The sequence below is a fragment of the Lachnospiraceae bacterium oral taxon 096 genome (assembly GCA_018141845.1).
Taxonomy (GTDB): Bacteria; Bacillota; Clostridia; order Lachnospirales; family Lachnospiraceae; genus F0428.
Window position 1 is genome coordinate 921315 of the sequence record CP073340.1, and the last position, 15793, is coordinate 937107.

Sequence of the window (15793 nt, forward strand, 5' to 3'; positions counted from 1 at the left end):
AATGATTAATGCAGTAGGTAGAGATATTCCTGAGGAGATCTTAAAGCAGACAGGTAAAGATGTATTCAAAGGTTCACATACATTTGACGGACATGAGTTTAAGAAGGATGGTCCAAAGGCAAAGTGTGTGATCAATTCTAATGGCTCTAAGTTGGTTGATAGCATCGCTGAAGTCTTGAAAAAATGTGAGATTAAGGACGGCATGACGATCAGTTTCCACCATCACTTTAGAAATGGTGATAAAGTCTTAAATATGGTGATGGAGGAGATTCACAAGATGGGAATCAAGGACTTGACTATTTGTGCAAGTTCACTTGGTTCACAGAATGATCCCATCGTCTATATGATTGAGGATGGAACAATTACCAATATCCAGTCATCTGGTGTTCGTGGTGGCATTGGAGAGGCCATTTCAAATGGTAAGTTGAAGGGTCTTGCCATTATGCGTTCTCACGGTGGTAGAGTTCGTGCCATTGAGAGCGGTGAAACTCATGTCAATATCGCATTTGTTGGAGCACCAACGGCAGATGAGTATGGTAACCTAAATGCCAATGGTGGAAAGGCAAATTGTGGTGTACTTTCTTACTCCGCAGTAGATGCTCAATTTGCAGATCGTGTGGTGGCAATTACGGACACTTTAGTTCCATTTCCAAATTTGCCAGCACAGATCACACAGACCTATGTAGATTATGTTGTGGTCGTAGATGAGATTGGTGATCCAAAAAAGATTGCCACAGGTGCGGCAAAGCCAACCACAGATCAGAGAAAGTTATTGATGGCAAAGTATTGTACTGATTTTGTTGTATGCACACCTTACTTTAAGGAGGGATTTTCTTATCAGACAGGTGTCGGCGGTGCTTCGATTGCTTCTACTATTTCTCTTGCAGAGGTAATGAGAGAGCGAGGAATTCATATGAGCTTTGGTGTCGGTGGCTTGACAAAGCCAATGTGTGATCTTCTCGATGAGGGACTTGCAAGATGTCTTGTCGATACACAGGATTTTGATGAGGATGCGATCACCAATATTCAGACGAATCGCAATCACTACTATATTACTGCTGGTGAGTATGCTAACCCATTTAACAAGGGGGGCCTATGTCAACAAGCTTGATTTTGTCATTCTTGCTGCGTTAGAAGTGGATACAAAGTTTAATTGCAATGTAGTTGTTGGATCAGATGGTGTGATTACTGGTGCACAGGGCGGACATCCAGATACAGCTGCTGGTGCAAAATGTACCATTGTGATTGCTCCAATTTTGCAGGGCAGAATTCCAACTATTTGTACAGATGTTACAACGGTTACAACTCCAGGTGAGGATGTCGATGTTGTTGTCACTGATTATGGTATTGCCATCAATCCAAAGAGACAGGATCTTATTGAAGCAACAAAGGATTCGGGTCTTCCATTTAAGACAATTGAGGAACTTAGAGATATTGCCTATTCTATTTCTGGAGAGCCTGAAAAAGTTCAATTTGGTGATAGAGTTGTTGGCATTATTGAGGCAAGAGATGGAAGCATTATGGATGTTGTTCGTCAGATTAAGCCTTTTCAATTTGAAGACTAAGATTGCATAAATAAAAGAGCCCAGACTGGTTGAGGCCAGCTGGGTTTTTTTGCATATAAGGGGAGGGCATATGAAGATAATCGTCGTTGGCTGCGGAAAAATTGGAAGAAAGATTACAGAGCAGCTGAGCTTTGAGGGGCATGATGTTGTAGTAATTGATAGCAACAATGCTGTGGTACAGGATGTTTCAGATGATTTTGATGTTATGGGTGTGGTGGGCAATGGTGCAAGTTACTCTGTGCAGATGGAGGCGGGCATTGAGGAGGCCAATCTCTTAATTGCAGCAACAGATTCCGATGAAGTGAATTTACTCTGTTGTATGATTGCAAAGAAGGCAGGTAATTGTTCTACCATTGCCAGAGTAAGAAACCCAGTGTATAGTAGTGAGATTGATTTTATTAAGGAGGAACTTGGTCTTGCAATGACTATCAATCCTGAGTTTGCTGCAGCACAGGAAATTGCTAGAATTTTGCGTTTTCCTTCCGCCATTAAAATCGATACTTTTTCAAAGGGAAGAATTGAGATTTTGGAATTTAAGGTGCCAAATGGATCAATTTTAGAAAATGAGACATTGATTGAAGTGGCCAAGAAGACGACAAATGATATCTTGGTCTGCACGGTAAAGAGAGGGGATAAAGTTCGGATACCAAATGGAAATTTTGTCCTGCGTGCAGGCGATATGATTGGCATCGTGGCATCGCCAGAGAATTCAAAGCTTTTTTTCAAAAAAGTCGGATTGGATACTCATCAAGTGAAGGACACGATGATTATTGGCGGAGGATCCATTGCCTATTATCTTGCACAGCAATTGATAAAAATGGGTATTGGCATTAAAATTGTGGAAAAGGATTTAAAGCGATGTGAGACGCTCAGCGAAAAGTTGCCAAGTGCAGTGATTATCAATGGAGATGCAACAGATGAAAATATTCTGATTGAGGAGGGCATTGATACCTGCAATTCCTTCGTTTCATTGACAGGTATTGATGAATCTAATGTGTTTTTAAGTCTATTTGCCAAGAGCCGAAATAAGGCAAAGACAATAACTAAAATCAATCGAATTTCCTTTGGAACGGTGATCAAAGGGCTGGAACTTGACAGTGTTATTTCACCAAAGATCATTACTTCTGAGCGCATTGTGCGCTATGTTCGTGCAATGCAAAATGGTATCGGCAGCAATGTGGAGACATTGTATCGAATTGTGGATAATCAGGTGGAGGCATTGGAATTTAAAATTCACAGCGATGCATCTGTAGTGGGGGTTGCTCTTGAGGACTTGAACCTAAAAGATAATGTGTTGATTGCCTGCATCAATCATCATGGTGTCATTACTATTCCAAATGGTAAGAGCGTCATTGGGGTTGGTGATACCGTCATTGTGGTGACAACGCATACAGGACTCAAAGACATTCGGGATATCTTAAAGGAGGCATAGCGTGAATTATTCAATTATTGTCTATATTCTTGGGTGGATTTTAAAATTGGAGGGAGCATTTATGCTACTGCCATGCATTGTTGCCGTGATTTATCGAGAAAAGGCGGGATTTTCGTTTTTGTTTGTCGCAGCGATTTGCCTTGCCCTTGGTTTTGCAACAAGTATAAAGAGACCGAAAAATCCAAATATGTTTGCACGTGAGGGATTTGTCACGGTGGCACTCAGTTGGATTGTGCTCAGTGCTTTTGGTGCCTTACCGTTTGTCATCAATGGAGATATTCCGAATTACATCGATGCAATGTTTGAGATGGTTTCTGGATTTACTACGACAGGTGCAAGTATCTTGCATGAAGTTGAGGTGCTCAATAAATGTAGTCTGTTTTGGAGAAGTTTTTCTCACTGGATTGGTGGAATGGGTGTGATTGTGTTTATGCTTGCAATTTTGCCAATGACCAATGGCTCAACCATGCACTTGATGCGTGCGGAGAGCCCAGGACCAAGTGTAGGAAAATTAGTTCCTAAGATTAGAGATACCGCCCTAATCTTATATAAGATTTATTTGGTGATGACGGTCATTGAATTTATTTGTCTGGTGACTGCCCGTATGCCAGTGTTTGATTCGATGCTAATCACTTTTGGATCAGCAGGAACAGGTGGTTTTGGTATTAAAAATGATAGTATAGGAAGTTACTCCACGCTTCAGCAGTCGATAGTCACCATTTCTATGATTTTATTTGGTGTTAACTTTAATGCCTACTACTACTTACTTGGAAAGCACAAAAAAGATGCATTCAAAATGGAAGAAGTTCGTTGGTACTTTATCATTATTGCGGCATCAATTATTGTCATTTCCATCAATATTCGAAATTATTTTGATAGCTTTTTTATGGCCTTTCATCAGGCTGCCTTTCAAGTGGGATCAATTATTACAACGACAGGATATGGAACAACGGATTTTGACTTGTGGCCGCAGCTTTCGAGATCAATCTTAGTGATTCTCATGTTTATTGGAGCCTGTGCAGGAAGTACAGGTGGAGGATTGAAGGTTTCAAGACTATTAATTTTATTTAAGTCAGTAAAACAGGATATGCTCAAATTTGTCCATCCAAGAAGTGTCAAGGTGATGCGATTTGACGGAAAGGCCGTGGACAAGGAATTGATTCGTGGTGTGAGTGCATTTTTTGTGACTTATATCTTAATCTTTGGCATTTCAGCAATGGTGATCAGCCTAGATGGCAATGATCTTGTCACAAATTTTACTGCAGTGGCGGCAACATTTAATAATATTGGACCAGGTCTGGCTATGGTCGGTCCAACAGCAAACTTTGATGTCTTCTCCTATTTCTCAAAAATTATTTTAATTTTTGATATGCTGGCTGGAAGACTGGAGCTGTATCCAATTTTAATTTTATTTGTTCCAAGCATTTGGAAGAGAAGTCGAAATCATAAGGAATAGATAGGGGAGGTTTCTCAGGTTAATACTTGAGAGGCCTTCCTTTATTTTAGGCAAAATGACCTTGATAAAAAATGGTGTAATTATGATACCAGCAAAGAAATTGTAATGATTATTAAAATAATGATTGAGAATTACAACATAAAAAGACAGATAATAATACAAATAAATCCGTTATTTTTTGTGAATATAGGATTGTCTTATTATAATCAATGCTTTTTTATGTGCTCGTTTATGTTATAATAAAATTCAATGAGATTGATGGAAAGGATTTACTTTATGAAGTTAATTGAAACAATTCATGCTGTGGGACAGGTATTATGCCAAGATATGACACAAATTATCCCAGGTGAATTTAAGGGCGCACGCTTTAAAAAGGGACATATTGTGACAGAAGAAGACATACCTGTACTCTTGTCTATGGGCAAGGAGCATCTCTATGTGTGGGAAAAGGATGAAAATCTCTATCATGAGGATGAAGCAGCAGAAATTTTGTATGAGATTTGTGCCAGTGAATTTATGGATAAATCCGAGGTCCGCGAGGGAAAGATTGAGGCAAGAGCACAGATTGATGGGCTTTTAAAGTTAGATAAGAAATTGTTAAAAGAAGTCAATTCCTTTGGAGAGATGATGATTGCGACAAGATATAACAATCTTCCTGTAAAAAAGGGAGAGAAGCTGTGTGGAACGAGAATTATTCCTCTTGTGATTGAAAAAGAGAAGATGCACAGAGTCGTAGAGCTTGTCGCAGGGAGAAAAATACTTCGCCTGTTGCCATATAAAAAATTCAAAGTTGGTCTAGTGACTACAGGAAATGAAGTTTTTCAGGGCTTGATTGAGGATAAGTTTGGACCAGTGATTCGAAGAAAAGTTTCGGAATATGGTTCAACAGTGATAAGACAGATTATTGTCGATGATAATTCAGATCACACCAAGGAGGCCGTCGAGGAATTAATTGATGAAGGTGTCGATATGGTACTTTGTAGTGGTGGAATGAGTGTTGACCCAGATGATCGGACTCCACTAGCTATTCAAAGTACAGGGGCAAGAATTGTTAGCTATGGTTCGCCCGTACTTCCAGGGGCGATGTTTTTATTGTCCTATTTAAAAAAGGGAGAGAAGACGATTCCTATTCTTGGCTTGCCAGGATGTGTGATGTATTCGAGAAGAACGATTTTTGATTTGGTGTTGCCTAGAATTTTGGCTGAAGATGAAATTTTAGCAGAGGAACTGGCTGAACTTGGTGAAGGCGGACTGTGTATGAATTGTGATGTCTGCACTTATCCACATTGTGAATTTGGAAAGGGGTGGTGATGTGGCATTAAATCATTTTGACAATGAGGGAAGAGCAATTATGGTCGATGTTGGTGCAAAGGATGATACAGAGCGCATTGCCGTCACCCATGGCTTTATTTCAATGAATCGAGAGGTCTTTGAAGTTGTCAAAAGTGGAAGTGCAAAGAAGGGAGATGTGCTTGGTGTGGCAAGGGTGGCTGGAATTATGGCCGTCAAAAAAACAGCAGATCTCATTCCTCTTTGTCATACTTTGCTATTAAATCATTCCAGCATAGAATTTGATTTAGATGAAAAAAAGTGTCAGATTGAGGCAATTTGTACCGTCAAAACCAAGGGAAAGACGGGCGTGGAGATGGAGGCCTTGACAGGAACAAGTGTGGCACTTTTGACCATCTATGATATGTGCAAGGCCATGGACAGAGGAATGGTCATTTCTGGGATTGAGTTATTAAAGAAGGATGGTGGGAAGAGCGGTCTCTATGAGAGATAGATTTCAAAGAGAAATTGATTATATTCGTATTTCTGTGACAGATAAATGCAATTTTCGCTGTCGCTATTGTATGCCAGAAGAAGGGGTAGAGACAATTCCGCACAGCGAAGTTCTTAGTTTTGAAGAGATTGTGCGAGTGGTTTCGGTGTTGAGTGAACTTGGCATAAAGAAGGTAAAGATTACAGGGGGAGAGCCTCTTGTTCGAAGGGATATTTGCACATTGATTCAAAAGATTGCCAAAATTTCAGGTATTGAAGATATTACGCTGACAACCAATGGATTTTTGTTGGGAGAGATGGCAGAACAATTAAAGAGAGCAGGAATTCGTACCATTAATGTCAGCGTTGACACCCTAAACCGAAGGGAATTTGCGGATATTTGCAGAAGAGATGGGCTTGATCAAGTGTTAGATAGTATTGAAAGGGCAAAAAACTTGGGATTAGAGATTCGTATCAATACGACGGTGAGTGAGGAGAGCAATTTAGAAGAATTGTTTGAATTACTTGAATATTTTGTAAATCGGGATATACCCGTGCGATTTATTGAGTTGATGCCGATTGGGTGCGGGCATGGCAGCAGAGTAAAAAATCAGGATTTACAGAAGATGTTAAAGAAAAGGTATCCTGATTTTGTAAGAAGTAACTTTTCAGGAAATGGACCAGCTGTCTACTATACTTTTGGCAAAAATAAGAAAGTGGGATTTATTAGTGCAGTGCACAATAAGTTCTGTGAAAGCTGTAATCGCATTCGCCTAAGTTGTGATGGGAAGATCAAGCCTTGTCTAGCTAGCAGTCTTAGCTATGATATCAAAGCAGTGCTAAGAAGTGGGGGCGATGACAAAAAATTAAAAGAGTCACTTGAACAGGCCATTTTTTACAAGCCATTGGAGCATCATTTTGGCAAGGAAAAAAGTGGATGTATAAAAAATACAATGAATCAAATCGGAGGTTAAGATGGGCGAAGTAATGGGAATATGTATCAGTAAAAAGCGAGGTACAGCCAAAGTAGAGGTTGAGGAAGCGAATCTTATCAAAGACTTTGGCATTGAACATGATGCTCATGCGGGAAATTGGCATCGCCAAGTGAGTTTGCTTTCCTTTGAGACAAGAGAGGCATTTAAGGCCCGTGGGGCAGAGATTGATGATGGTGCATTTGGTGAAAATATCATTGTCAGTGGCATTGATTTAATCCATCTTCCTGTGGGCACTCAAATAAAATCAGGCGATGTATTGCTTGAGGTCACACAGATTGGCAAGGAGTGTCATTCACACTGTGAGATTTATCACCGCATGGGTGAGTGCATTATGCCAACTAATGGGATATTTACAAGAGTACTTCATGGTGGAAAATTAAAGAAGGGAGATCAAATCAAGGTATGTACAGAGTAGGAATTGTCACCTTGAGCGACAAGGGAGCAAGTGGGCAAAGAGAAGATGCATCGGGTCCACTGATTAAAGATTTGTTGCCAAAAGATCAATATGAAGTCATCAGGTATGTCTTACTTCCTGACGATAAGGAAGAGTTAAAAAAGGAGTTGATCGATATGGCAGATCATCTCAAGTTAGACCTTGTACTTACTACAGGAGGAACAGGATTTTCGCCCAGAGATATTACACCGGAGGCAACAAGAGAAGTTGCTGACCGCTTGGCTGAGGGCATTGCACAGGCCATTCGAAATTACAGTATGAGTATTACAAAGCGTGCGATGTTATCGAGGGCGACCAGTGTTATTCGAAAGAATACACTCATCATTAATATGCCAGGTAGTCCAAAGGCAGTGCGTGAGGAATTGGAGTTTATTTTAGATACTTTACCACATGGACTCGATGTGCTACAGGGAAATGTCAATGATTGTGCAAGAAAGTAAGGAAGGGAGACAAAAGAAAATGAAAAGATGGAAATTGGTCTTGATAGCAATAGTAGCGGTAGGTGCAACAACCGCTTTGGTGGCCTGTGCAGGAAAAGCAGGAAAGGACAAGGCTGAAAAGTCAGAAACATCAGCAGCATCGACCAATGCAGGAGCTTCTAATGCGAAGGGGCAGTTGACCTTGGGAGCAGCGGCATCGCTGGAGAAGGTATTTAGTGATAAAATTATTCCGATGTTTAATGAGAAGTACCCAGACATTAAAGTGACAGGAACTTATGATAGTTCAGGAAAGATTCAGGCACAAATTGAGGAAGGTGCAAAGATCGATGTTTTCTTTTCAGCAGCTACGAAACAGATGGATGAACTAGATGAGAAGGGCTTAATGGATACGGCCTCTATTCATCCAATGCTTGAGAATAAGCTGGTGATGATTGCAGCCAAGGACAAGGCAGAGCAATTTACCAGTTTTGAGCAAATTGCTAATGCAAAGAAAGTGGCCATTGGAGATCCAAAGAGTGTGCCAGCGGGAGCCTATGCAAAGGAAGTTTTAGAGAGCATGGAGATTTGGGATGCTGTGCAGGACAAATTAAGTCTTGGCAGCAATGTCACCGAAGTGCTCAATTGGGTTGCTGATGGCAGTGCAAGTGTAGGTCTTGTCTATGTAACTGATGCAAAAAAATTGGCAGATAAGGTTTCCGTAATTGAAGAGGCTCCAGAGGGAACATTAAAGGAAAAAATTGTTTATCCAATTGGTATCGTGAAGAATTCAGATAATGCTGCTGCTGCAAAAATATTTGTTGACTTCTTGAAGACGGATGCAGTAAAGCAGGTATTTGTAGAAAGTGGATTTACTGTAGAATAGGGGATCGTATGGATTTTCGTCCGATTTTTGTATCATTAAAAACGGCATCCATTTCTATTGTCTGTACATTCTTTTTGGGAATTGCTTTGGCTGCCTGGGTGACAACCATTCAATCTAAGAAAAAAAAGGCAATGATCGATGGAATATTGACATTGCCTATGGTTCTGCCACCGACGGTGGCAGGATTTTTTCTTTTATACCTTTTTGGTGCAAAGAGGCCAATTGGAAAAATTTTTGAGAAAATATTTGGTATGCCGATTGTATTTTCTTTTGGTGCGACCGTCATTGCAGCTGTGGCCATTTCTCTCCCACTGATGTATCGCTCAGCAAGGGGGGCAATCGAACAGGTAGACAGAGAAGTAGTTCTTGCAGCACGGACACTGGGACTTTCGGAGCAAATGATTTTTTGGAAAATTATTTTGCCCATGGCAAGACCAGGCATTTTGTCAGGAGGGATACTTGCCTTTACCAGAGGGCTTGGAGAATTTGGTGCAACCACAATGATTGCGGGAAATATCGCAGGAAAGACAAGAACTTTGCCTCTGGCGATCTATTCGGCCGTGGCAGCAGGCGATATGAAAGAGGCAGGAGATTATGTCCTAATTTTAGTTGTCTTTTCCTTTTTTGCCGTGATGTGCATTGATGTCTTGGGAGGAAAGAAGTAATGGCATTGTTTGTGGATATCACAAAGAAATTGGAACATTTTACATTGCAAGTTCAGATGTCGACAAAAAATATAGGTGTGGTGGGGATACTCGGAGCATCGGGATGTGGAAAGAGTATGACACTTCGCTGTATTGCGGGCATTGAAATACCAGACAGCGGAAAGATTATTTTGAATGGAAGAGTTTTGTATGACAGTGAAAAGAAAATTTGTCTTCCACCACAAAAGAGGAAAGTTGGTTATCTCTTTCAGCAATATGCACTATTCCCTCACATGACAGTGAGAGAAAATTTAGAGATTGTCGCCGGGGTCGCAAAGACAGAAAATGAGATTGCAAAATATTTGGCACTACTTCATATTGAAGAAATTGTAGACAGTTATCCCGAAAGATTGTCTGGAGGGCAAAAACAGAGAGTGGCGATGGCAAGAATGCTATTGACAAAACCAGAACTTGTCCTTCTCGATGAACCATTTTCTGCACTGGATAATTATTTAAAGGAAAGCTTGGAATTAGAGATTATGCAACTATTTCAGAAACTTTCTGTAGAATCTATTATGGTGACACACAGTAGGGAGGAAGCTTATCGCATATGCAGTTATCTTTTTGTTTTTGAACGCGGGCAAGTTTCTAGGGAGGGAGAAACGACAGAAGTATTTCAAGATCCAAAGACCGTGGCAGCAGCAAAATTGACAGGTTGCAAAAATATTTTTTCAATCAAAAAAAAGAGTGAAAAATTTATGGATATTTCTGAAATTAATATGTGTTTCAATTTTGTGGGGGACATTCCAAAAGACATCCGTTATGTGGGGATTCGAGCCCATGATTTGTGCTTTAGAGAAGGCGAAGGAGAGAATAATTTACTTGTAAAAAGCGTAAAGTTTTTAGAGGATCCCTTTGAGCAAATCGCGATTATCAATGATAAGATATGGTTAAAATGTGCAAAGAGTGAGAATATCTTGAAAAAGATAGAAGAAGGACAGAGATTGCATTTTCCACCACAGAAGTTGATGCTCCTAAAGTGATGCTGTTGACTTCTTATTTTTCTTATATTAGAATTCGAAAATAGAGATAAATGGCTAGGTTGTAGAGGAGGAGAACATGGAGAGTGGATTCGAAAATGCCATAGAGCAATTTAGAGAGTTGCTCAGCGAGCAATGTGCAAGGGCAGTGAAGTTGGCCGAGGAAAAAGATGGTGTAGATTTTTCTTCAAAGAAGGAGATTGTGATCGGTGTAGTGGATGGCGATGGCATTGGACCAGTGATTATGAAAGAAGCAAGAAATCTTTTGCAAGAACTTTTAAGAGATGAAATTGCAAGTGGAAAAGTTCGATTGAAAGATATTGAGGGATTGACTGTAGAAAATCGCCTAGAAAAGGGGCAATCTATTCCAGATGATGTGCTTGAAGAGTTAAAATCTTGTGATGTGATCTTGAAAGGGCCAACAACAACGCCAAATGGTGGAACTTTGGAAAGTGCCAATGTGACTTTGAGAAGAGAGCTTGATTTATTTGCGAATGTTCGCCCAGTCTGTGTGCCATCACAGGAAATTGATTGGATCTTTTTTAGAGAAAACACAGAGGGAGAGTATGTGCTTGGATCAAGGGGAATTCATGTAGATCTTGGGGATACCAGTCTTTCTATGGACTTTAAGGTGACTTCAGAATATGGAACAAAAAGAATTGCAAGATCAGCCTTTGAATATGCAAGGCAAAATCATAAAAAGCATGTAGCCATTGTGACGAAGGCCAATATTATGAAAAAGACGGATGGTGAGTTTTCTCGCATCTGCCATGAGATGGCCAAGGAGTATCCAGAACTTGAAGTTGGAGAGTGGTATGTGGATATTATGACAGCAAATCTTCTCAATGAAAATATTCGTAAAAATTTTGAGGTCTTTATATTGCCAAATCTCTATGGAGATATTATTACGGATGAGGCTGCACAGATACAAGGAGGAGTGGGAACGGCAGGGTCTGCCAATATTGGTTCAAAGTATGCAATGTTTGAGGCCATCCATGGCTCTGCACCGAGAATGGTGGAGGAGGGACTTGCCGACTATGCAAACCCTTCCAGCGTCTTTAAGGCCACGGAGATGATGCTTGGCCATATTGGTCTAGAGAAAAAAGCAAAAGTATTGGCAAGAGCATTAAAGATTTGTGCGGAAGAAGAGAAAAAAGTGGTTGTCGATGGAACAAAAAATGGGGCAACAGCCCATGAATTTGGAACTTATGTATTGGAAACGATAAAAAGAATGGAATAGCATTGGAAAATATAGGCTGTAAAAAACTCTGGTTTTTTGCGGCCTTATTTTGGAGGTAAAAGATGAATGAGAGAATGAAAGAAATTTTGGTAGAGGTGGAAAAAGATCCAAGAAATCGTGATTATACAGAAAGAGGAATTTATCCCATTGTACAAATAAGTGAAAATGCAAAGATTTTAATTGTTGGTCAAGCTCCAGGAAGAATTGTAGAGGAGACAAAAATTCCATTTAATGATAAGTCAGGCGACACGCTTCGCTCATGGTTGGGAATGACAAGAGAAGTTTTTTATTCAGAAAAGATGGCCATTATGCCTATGGATTTTTATTATCCTGGAAAGGGAAAGAGTGGGGATCTTCCGCCAAGGAAGTTTATGGCTGAGTACCACGAGCGACTCTTGGCGGAAATGAAAACGATTGAGCTGACAATTCTTGTCGGGAAGTATGCACAGGATCATTACCTTGGAAAGAGCAGAAAAAACTTAACAGAGGTGGTCAAAAACTATCAAGATTATCTGCCAAAGTATTTTCCTATTGTCCATCCAAGTCCATTGAATATTCGTTGGCAGAAGAAAAATCCTTGGTTTATTGAGGAGGTTGTGCCAAAATTAAAGGAGAAAGTGGAACAAATTCTATAGTTTTTTGGTTATTTCGACTAGTTGATCCACGACAAAATTCACTTCTTCAAGTGTATTGGAGGCATCGAGAGAAAGACGCAAGGAACTGTGGGCAAGCTCATGGGAAAGTCCAAGGGAAAGCAGTACATGAGATGGATCAATAGAACCCGATGCACAGGCTGAACCACTCGAAGCACAGATGCCTCTTTGGTCGAGCATAATCAGCAATAGCTCTCCATCTGCATTGGGAATGGTTACATTCACATTGCCTGGAAGACGATGGGAGAGGGAGCCATTGATGTGAGCATTTGGGATTTCATTCATTAATCGAGAAATCATATGGTCTCTAAGGGCAGTGACCTTCGTGCAATCTTCGCCTAAGTGGTCAAGACTTTTCTTTGCTGCAGTGGCCATGCCGACAATGGCAGGAAGATTTTCTGTGCCTGCTCGGCGTTTTCTCTCCTGTGCTCCACCTTGAATAAAGGCCTTTAGTTTAATTCCATTTTTGATATACAAAAAGCCACAGCCCTTTGGCGAATGAAATTTATGACCACTGGCACTGAGCAAATCAATATTCATTTCTTCCACATCAATGGGAATGTGGGCATAGGCTTGCACGGCATCAGTGTGAAAGAGAATATTGTGCTTTTTTGCAATCGCTCCGATGTCCTTGATGGGTTCGATGGTTCCGATTTCATTATTGGCAAACATGACACTGATTAAAATGGTATCTGGGCGAATCGCCGCTTCTAGGCGTTCTAAGGAAATCAAACCATTACTTTCAGGCTCAAGATAAGTGACCAAAAAGCCCTGCTTTTCTAGCTTTGCACAGGTGTGCAAGATGGCATGGTGCTCAATGGCTGTGGTGATGATGTGTCTTCCCTCATTTTTTTTAAGTTCACTTATGGCATTTAGTGCCCAGTTATCCGATTCTGTTCCTCCGCTGGTAAAATAGATTTCATTGGTGTGGGCGTTAAGGGTTTTGGCAATTTCTTCCCTCGCACAAGTCAGTGCCTCCTTGGCCTCTTGACCAAAGGAGTAGATGGAGGAAGGATTGGCATAATAATGATGAAAAAAGGGAAGCATAGCTTCAATGCTTTCGGGATAGGGCTTTGTAGTTGCGGCATTGTCCATATAAATTATTTTTTGCATAATATCACCTCATTTTGTAAACTGTACTAGGCTTGCATTGCCTAACTGTAAAGTATATAATGGACAGGAAACAAAAGAAAGGGTTTAATTTATGAATATTTTTAGAGAGATGTTTCATGCAGTCTTTGATATCGATGCTTATCCAAGTTTTGCAAAAAATCGCAGGGGAAAGGTATTTTTGTATGCCCTTGTACTCACCGTGATTTTATTTTGCATTACTTTGGCGAGCATTTGGATTTCGTTTCGCCAAGAAGTGGGCGGTGGCATTAGCTGGGCGTATGAAAAATATGTGCCTAATTTTGAATTAAAAGATGGAAAGTTCTCTTTGGCTTCGCCAGTAAGTGTAGATACACAGGATATCTATTTAAAAATTGATACAGACAGTGATGTGTTTCAAAGTTTAACCACTGCTGATTTAGACCATATTTCTCAGGAACATGAGGCAGTTGTCATTGCTGATGCGGACAAGATGTATGTATCCAATCAAATGACAAGGACAGAATATGAGTTTAAAAATTCTTCAGCGAATATAGACAAGGCGAGCGTAAAACATATTGTGATGATGAGTATTAAAGTGGGTGTTGTCATTGGATTTTTGATTATGCTTGTTTCTTATTTTATTGAGGCACTGATCTGTGCTCTTGTTGGGCTGGTTTATGCAAAAATTATTGGAGCAAGAAATCTTCGCTATGGAAAGATTTTTACATTTGCGATTTATGGAGCAACGCTAGGAAGTATATTGAGTACTTTACTCAAGGCATTTGAGATGGATTTTCCAATGTCGAGCTATGTTTTTGTGCTCATTACCATTTTCTTTATTGAACGTGCCATTCGTGCTTGGATGAAGCAAAACACAGTGCCTGAGGAAGAAGTTTTAAACATGGAAGAATGTAATTTTTATGGACTTCCAAAAGAAAGTAACTTGTTTGAAGGAAAGGAAGAAAAATCAAAAGAAGATCATTATTATGTGCGCAATCAGCCAGATCAGCTTAAATCCAATGATGGTTGGATAGAATCAGATGATGAAAGAGATGGGCAATAAAATGGAAAAAAAGAAAGTTGTGGTGGGAATGTCAGGTGGTGTAGATTCTTCTGTTGCGGCCTATTTACTCAAAGAGGCGGGATATGATGTGACTGGAGTTACCATGCAGATTTGGCAGGATGAGGATGAGGAACGCCAGCAAGAGAGCGGAGGATGCTGTGGTTTATCTGCAGTAGATGATGCAAGAAGAGTGGCTGCCAGCATTGGTATTCCCTACTATGTCATGAATTTTAAGGCGGAGTTTAAGGAAAAGGTGATCGACTACTTTGTTGACGAATACTTAAAGGGAAGAACGCCAAATCCTTGTATTGCCTGCAATCGATATGTCAAATGGGAGTCCTTGCTCAATCGAAGTTTGAGCATTGGGGCAGATTATATTGCCACAGGGCATTATGCCAGAATAGAGCATTTGCCCAATGGAAGGTATGCACTAAAAAAGTCAAAGACGGATGCAAAAGATCAGACGTATGCCCTCTATAATCTGACACAGGAACAGCTTTCCAGGACATTGATGCCTGTTGGAGATTATACAAAGGATGAGATACGAAAGATTGCAGAAAAGATTAGTGCACGCATTGCCAAAAAACCTGACAGTCAAGAGATTTGCTTTGTTCCCGATCAAGACTATGCTGGTTTTATCGAAAGAGAAACAAATACAAAGTTGAGACCTGGAAATTTTGTCTTTGCCGATGGAGAAGTGATTGGACAGCATAGAGGAATTGCCCACTACACAGTTGGACAGAGAAAGGGACTGGGGATTGCTCTTGGCCATCCCATTTTTGTGACAGAAATTCGACCTAAGACAAATGAGGTTGTGATTGGAGAGGCCGAAGATGTGTGGGGCAATGCCTTAGTGGCTGATCAAGTCAATTGGCAAAGTGTGAGTGGAATTCCAGAGGGGGGATGTTTGAATGCCACTGGAAAAATTCGTTATTCCCATAGGGGAGAGGAATGCAGAATAAAAAGTACAGGAGAAAATCAAATTTTAGTGGAGTTTTTGCATCCTGTGCGTGCAATTACACCTGGACAGGCCATTGTATTTTATGATGATGATGGCTATGTGATGGGAGGAGCAACAATTTTACATAAAATATAG

Annotated in this window: 15 protein-coding genes and 1 pseudogene; 15 read left to right on the forward strand and 1 reads right to left on the reverse strand. The window is 40.4% G+C overall.

Translation table 11 applies throughout. The annotated features are described in order from the left end of the window. The first annotated feature begins 1 nt into the window (after window position 1). The 13 genes and pseudogenes from citF to J5A74_04685 all read left to right on the forward strand — a co-directional run bounded on the left by citF (window position 2) and on the right by J5A74_04685 (window position 12524). A pseudogene (citF, locus tag J5A74_04625) lies at window positions 2-1565 on the forward strand (citrate lyase subunit alpha). Window positions 1566-1635: 70 nt separating this feature from the next. Beyond that, window positions 1636-2997, forward strand: coding sequence for a Trk system potassium transporter TrkA (trkA, locus tag J5A74_04630; protein ID QUI96593.1), 1362 nt, complete (start codon window positions 1636-1638; stop codon window positions 2995-2997). Window position 2998: 1 nt separating this feature from the next. After that, on the forward strand, window positions 2999-4453 hold the full coding sequence (locus tag J5A74_04635; protein QUI96594.1) for a TrkH family potassium uptake protein: 1455 nt from the start codon (window positions 2999-3001) through the stop codon (window positions 4451-4453). A gap of 276 nt (window positions 4454-4729) precedes the next feature. Then, the gene (locus J5A74_04640) at window positions 4730-5764 is read left to right on the forward strand and encodes a molybdopterin-binding protein (GenBank protein QUI96595.1); all 1035 of its coding nucleotides are present in this window, start codon (window positions 4730-4732) and stop codon (window positions 5762-5764) included. Next, window positions 5721-6236 carry a cyclic pyranopterin monophosphate synthase MoaC gene (gene moaC, locus J5A74_04645; protein ID QUI96596.1) on the forward strand — a complete coding sequence of 172 codons (516 nt, stop codon included), beginning with the start codon at window positions 5721-5723 and terminating at the stop codon, window positions 6234-6236. The genes J5A74_04640 and moaC overlap by 44 nt, the downstream gene beginning before the upstream one ends. After that, window positions 6226-7188, forward strand: coding sequence for a GTP 3',8-cyclase MoaA (gene moaA / locus J5A74_04650; GenBank protein ID QUI96597.1), 963 nt, complete (start codon window positions 6226-6228; stop codon window positions 7186-7188). Before moaC ends, moaA begins: the two co-directional genes overlap by 11 nt. Before the next feature lies 1 nt (window position 7189). Further along, complete coding sequence (locus J5A74_04655; GenBank protein ID QUI96598.1) at window positions 7190-7624, forward strand: MOSC domain-containing protein; 435 nt, start codon at window positions 7190-7192, stop codon at window positions 7622-7624. Next, window positions 7612-8103: a MogA/MoaB family molybdenum cofactor biosynthesis protein gene (locus J5A74_04660; GenBank protein ID QUI96599.1), complete on the forward strand. Its 492-nt coding sequence runs from the start codon at window positions 7612-7614 to the stop codon at window positions 8101-8103. The genes J5A74_04655 and J5A74_04660 overlap by 13 nt, the downstream gene beginning before the upstream one ends. A 19-nt stretch (window positions 8104-8122) precedes the next feature. Next, on the forward strand, window positions 8123-8965 hold the full coding sequence (gene modA / locus J5A74_04665; protein QUI96600.1) for a molybdate ABC transporter substrate-binding protein: 843 nt from the start codon (window positions 8123-8125) through the stop codon (window positions 8963-8965). Window positions 8966-8973: 8 nt separating this feature from the next. Then, window positions 8974-9630 carry a molybdate ABC transporter permease subunit gene (gene modB, locus J5A74_04670; protein ID QUI96601.1) on the forward strand — a complete coding sequence of 219 codons (657 nt, stop codon included), beginning with the start codon at window positions 8974-8976 and terminating at the stop codon, window positions 9628-9630. After that, window positions 9630-10652, forward strand: coding sequence for an ATP-binding cassette domain-containing protein (locus J5A74_04675; protein ID QUI96602.1), 1023 nt, complete (start codon window positions 9630-9632; stop codon window positions 10650-10652). The genes modB and J5A74_04675 overlap by 1 nt, the downstream gene beginning before the upstream one ends. Window positions 10653-10728: 76 nt before the next feature. Beyond that, window positions 10729-11889, forward strand: coding sequence for an isocitrate/isopropylmalate dehydrogenase family protein (locus J5A74_04680; GenBank protein QUI96603.1), 1161 nt, complete (start codon window positions 10729-10731; stop codon window positions 11887-11889). 62 nt (window positions 11890-11951) lie between these two features. Beyond that, entirely contained in the window at window positions 11952-12524 is a 573-nt protein-coding gene (locus J5A74_04685; protein ID QUI96604.1) for a uracil-DNA glycosylase family protein, read from the forward strand. Here J5A74_04685 and J5A74_04690 read toward each other — a convergent pair. Then, a complete protein-coding gene (locus tag J5A74_04690) occupies window positions 12519-13655 on the reverse strand; it encodes an IscS subfamily cysteine desulfurase (protein ID QUI96605.1) in 1137 nt (378 codons plus the stop codon). The two genes, J5A74_04685 and J5A74_04690, sit on opposite strands and share 6 nt — an antisense overlap. Window positions 13656-13746: 91 nt before the next feature. On the opposite strand from J5A74_04690, the gene J5A74_04695 reads away from it, so the two are divergent. Next, entirely contained in the window at window positions 13747-14697 is a 951-nt protein-coding gene (locus J5A74_04695) for a DUF1189 domain-containing protein (GenBank protein QUI96606.1), read from the forward strand. Next, window positions 14687-15793: a tRNA 2-thiouridine(34) synthase MnmA gene (mnmA, locus tag J5A74_04700; GenBank protein QUI96822.1), complete on the forward strand. Its 1107-nt coding sequence runs from the start codon at window positions 14687-14689 to the stop codon at window positions 15791-15793. Before J5A74_04695 ends, mnmA begins: the two co-directional genes overlap by 11 nt.

What these genes read in the sequence shown, in the direction of transcription:
- J5A74_04640 (QUI96595.1), top strand. Translation starts at nt 4,730, where the DNA reads ATGAAGTTAATTGAAACAATTCATGCTGTGGGACAGGTATTATGCCAA.
- J5A74_04660 (QUI96599.1), top strand. Translation starts at nt 7,612, where the DNA reads ATGTACAGAGTAGGAATTGTCACCTTGAGCGACAAGGGAGCAAGTGGG.
- J5A74_04695 (QUI96606.1), top strand. Translation starts at nt 13,747, where the DNA reads ATGAATATTTTTAGAGAGATGTTTCATGCAGTCTTTGATATCGATGCT.
- J5A74_04655 (QUI96598.1), top strand. Translation starts at nt 7,190, where the DNA reads ATGGGCGAAGTAATGGGAATATGTATCAGTAAAAAGCGAGGTACAGCC.
- J5A74_04675 (QUI96602.1), top strand. Translation starts at nt 9,630, where the DNA reads ATGGCATTGTTTGTGGATATCACAAAGAAATTGGAACATTTTACATTG.
- J5A74_04685 (QUI96604.1), top strand. Translation starts at nt 11,952, where the DNA reads ATGAATGAGAGAATGAAAGAAATTTTGGTAGAGGTGGAAAAAGATCCA.
- J5A74_04690 (QUI96605.1), bottom strand. Translation starts at nt 13,655, where the DNA reads ATGCAAAAAATAATTTATATGGACAATGCCGCAACTACAAAGCCCTAT.
- modB (QUI96601.1), top strand. Translation starts at nt 8,974, where the DNA reads ATGGATTTTCGTCCGATTTTTGTATCATTAAAAACGGCATCCATTTCT.
- mnmA (QUI96822.1), top strand. Translation starts at nt 14,687, where the DNA reads ATGGGCAATAAAATGGAAAAAAAGAAAGTTGTGGTGGGAATGTCAGGT.
- moaA (QUI96597.1), top strand. Translation starts at nt 6,226, where the DNA reads ATGAGAGATAGATTTCAAAGAGAAATTGATTATATTCGTATTTCTGTG.
- trkA (QUI96593.1), top strand. Translation starts at nt 1,636, where the DNA reads ATGAAGATAATCGTCGTTGGCTGCGGAAAAATTGGAAGAAAGATTACA.
- moaC (QUI96596.1), top strand. Translation starts at nt 5,721, where the DNA reads ATGTCTGCACTTATCCACATTGTGAATTTGGAAAGGGGTGGTGATGTG.
- modA (QUI96600.1), top strand. Translation starts at nt 8,123, where the DNA reads ATGAAAAGATGGAAATTGGTCTTGATAGCAATAGTAGCGGTAGGTGCA.
- J5A74_04680 (QUI96603.1), top strand. Translation starts at nt 10,729, where the DNA reads ATGGAGAGTGGATTCGAAAATGCCATAGAGCAATTTAGAGAGTTGCTC.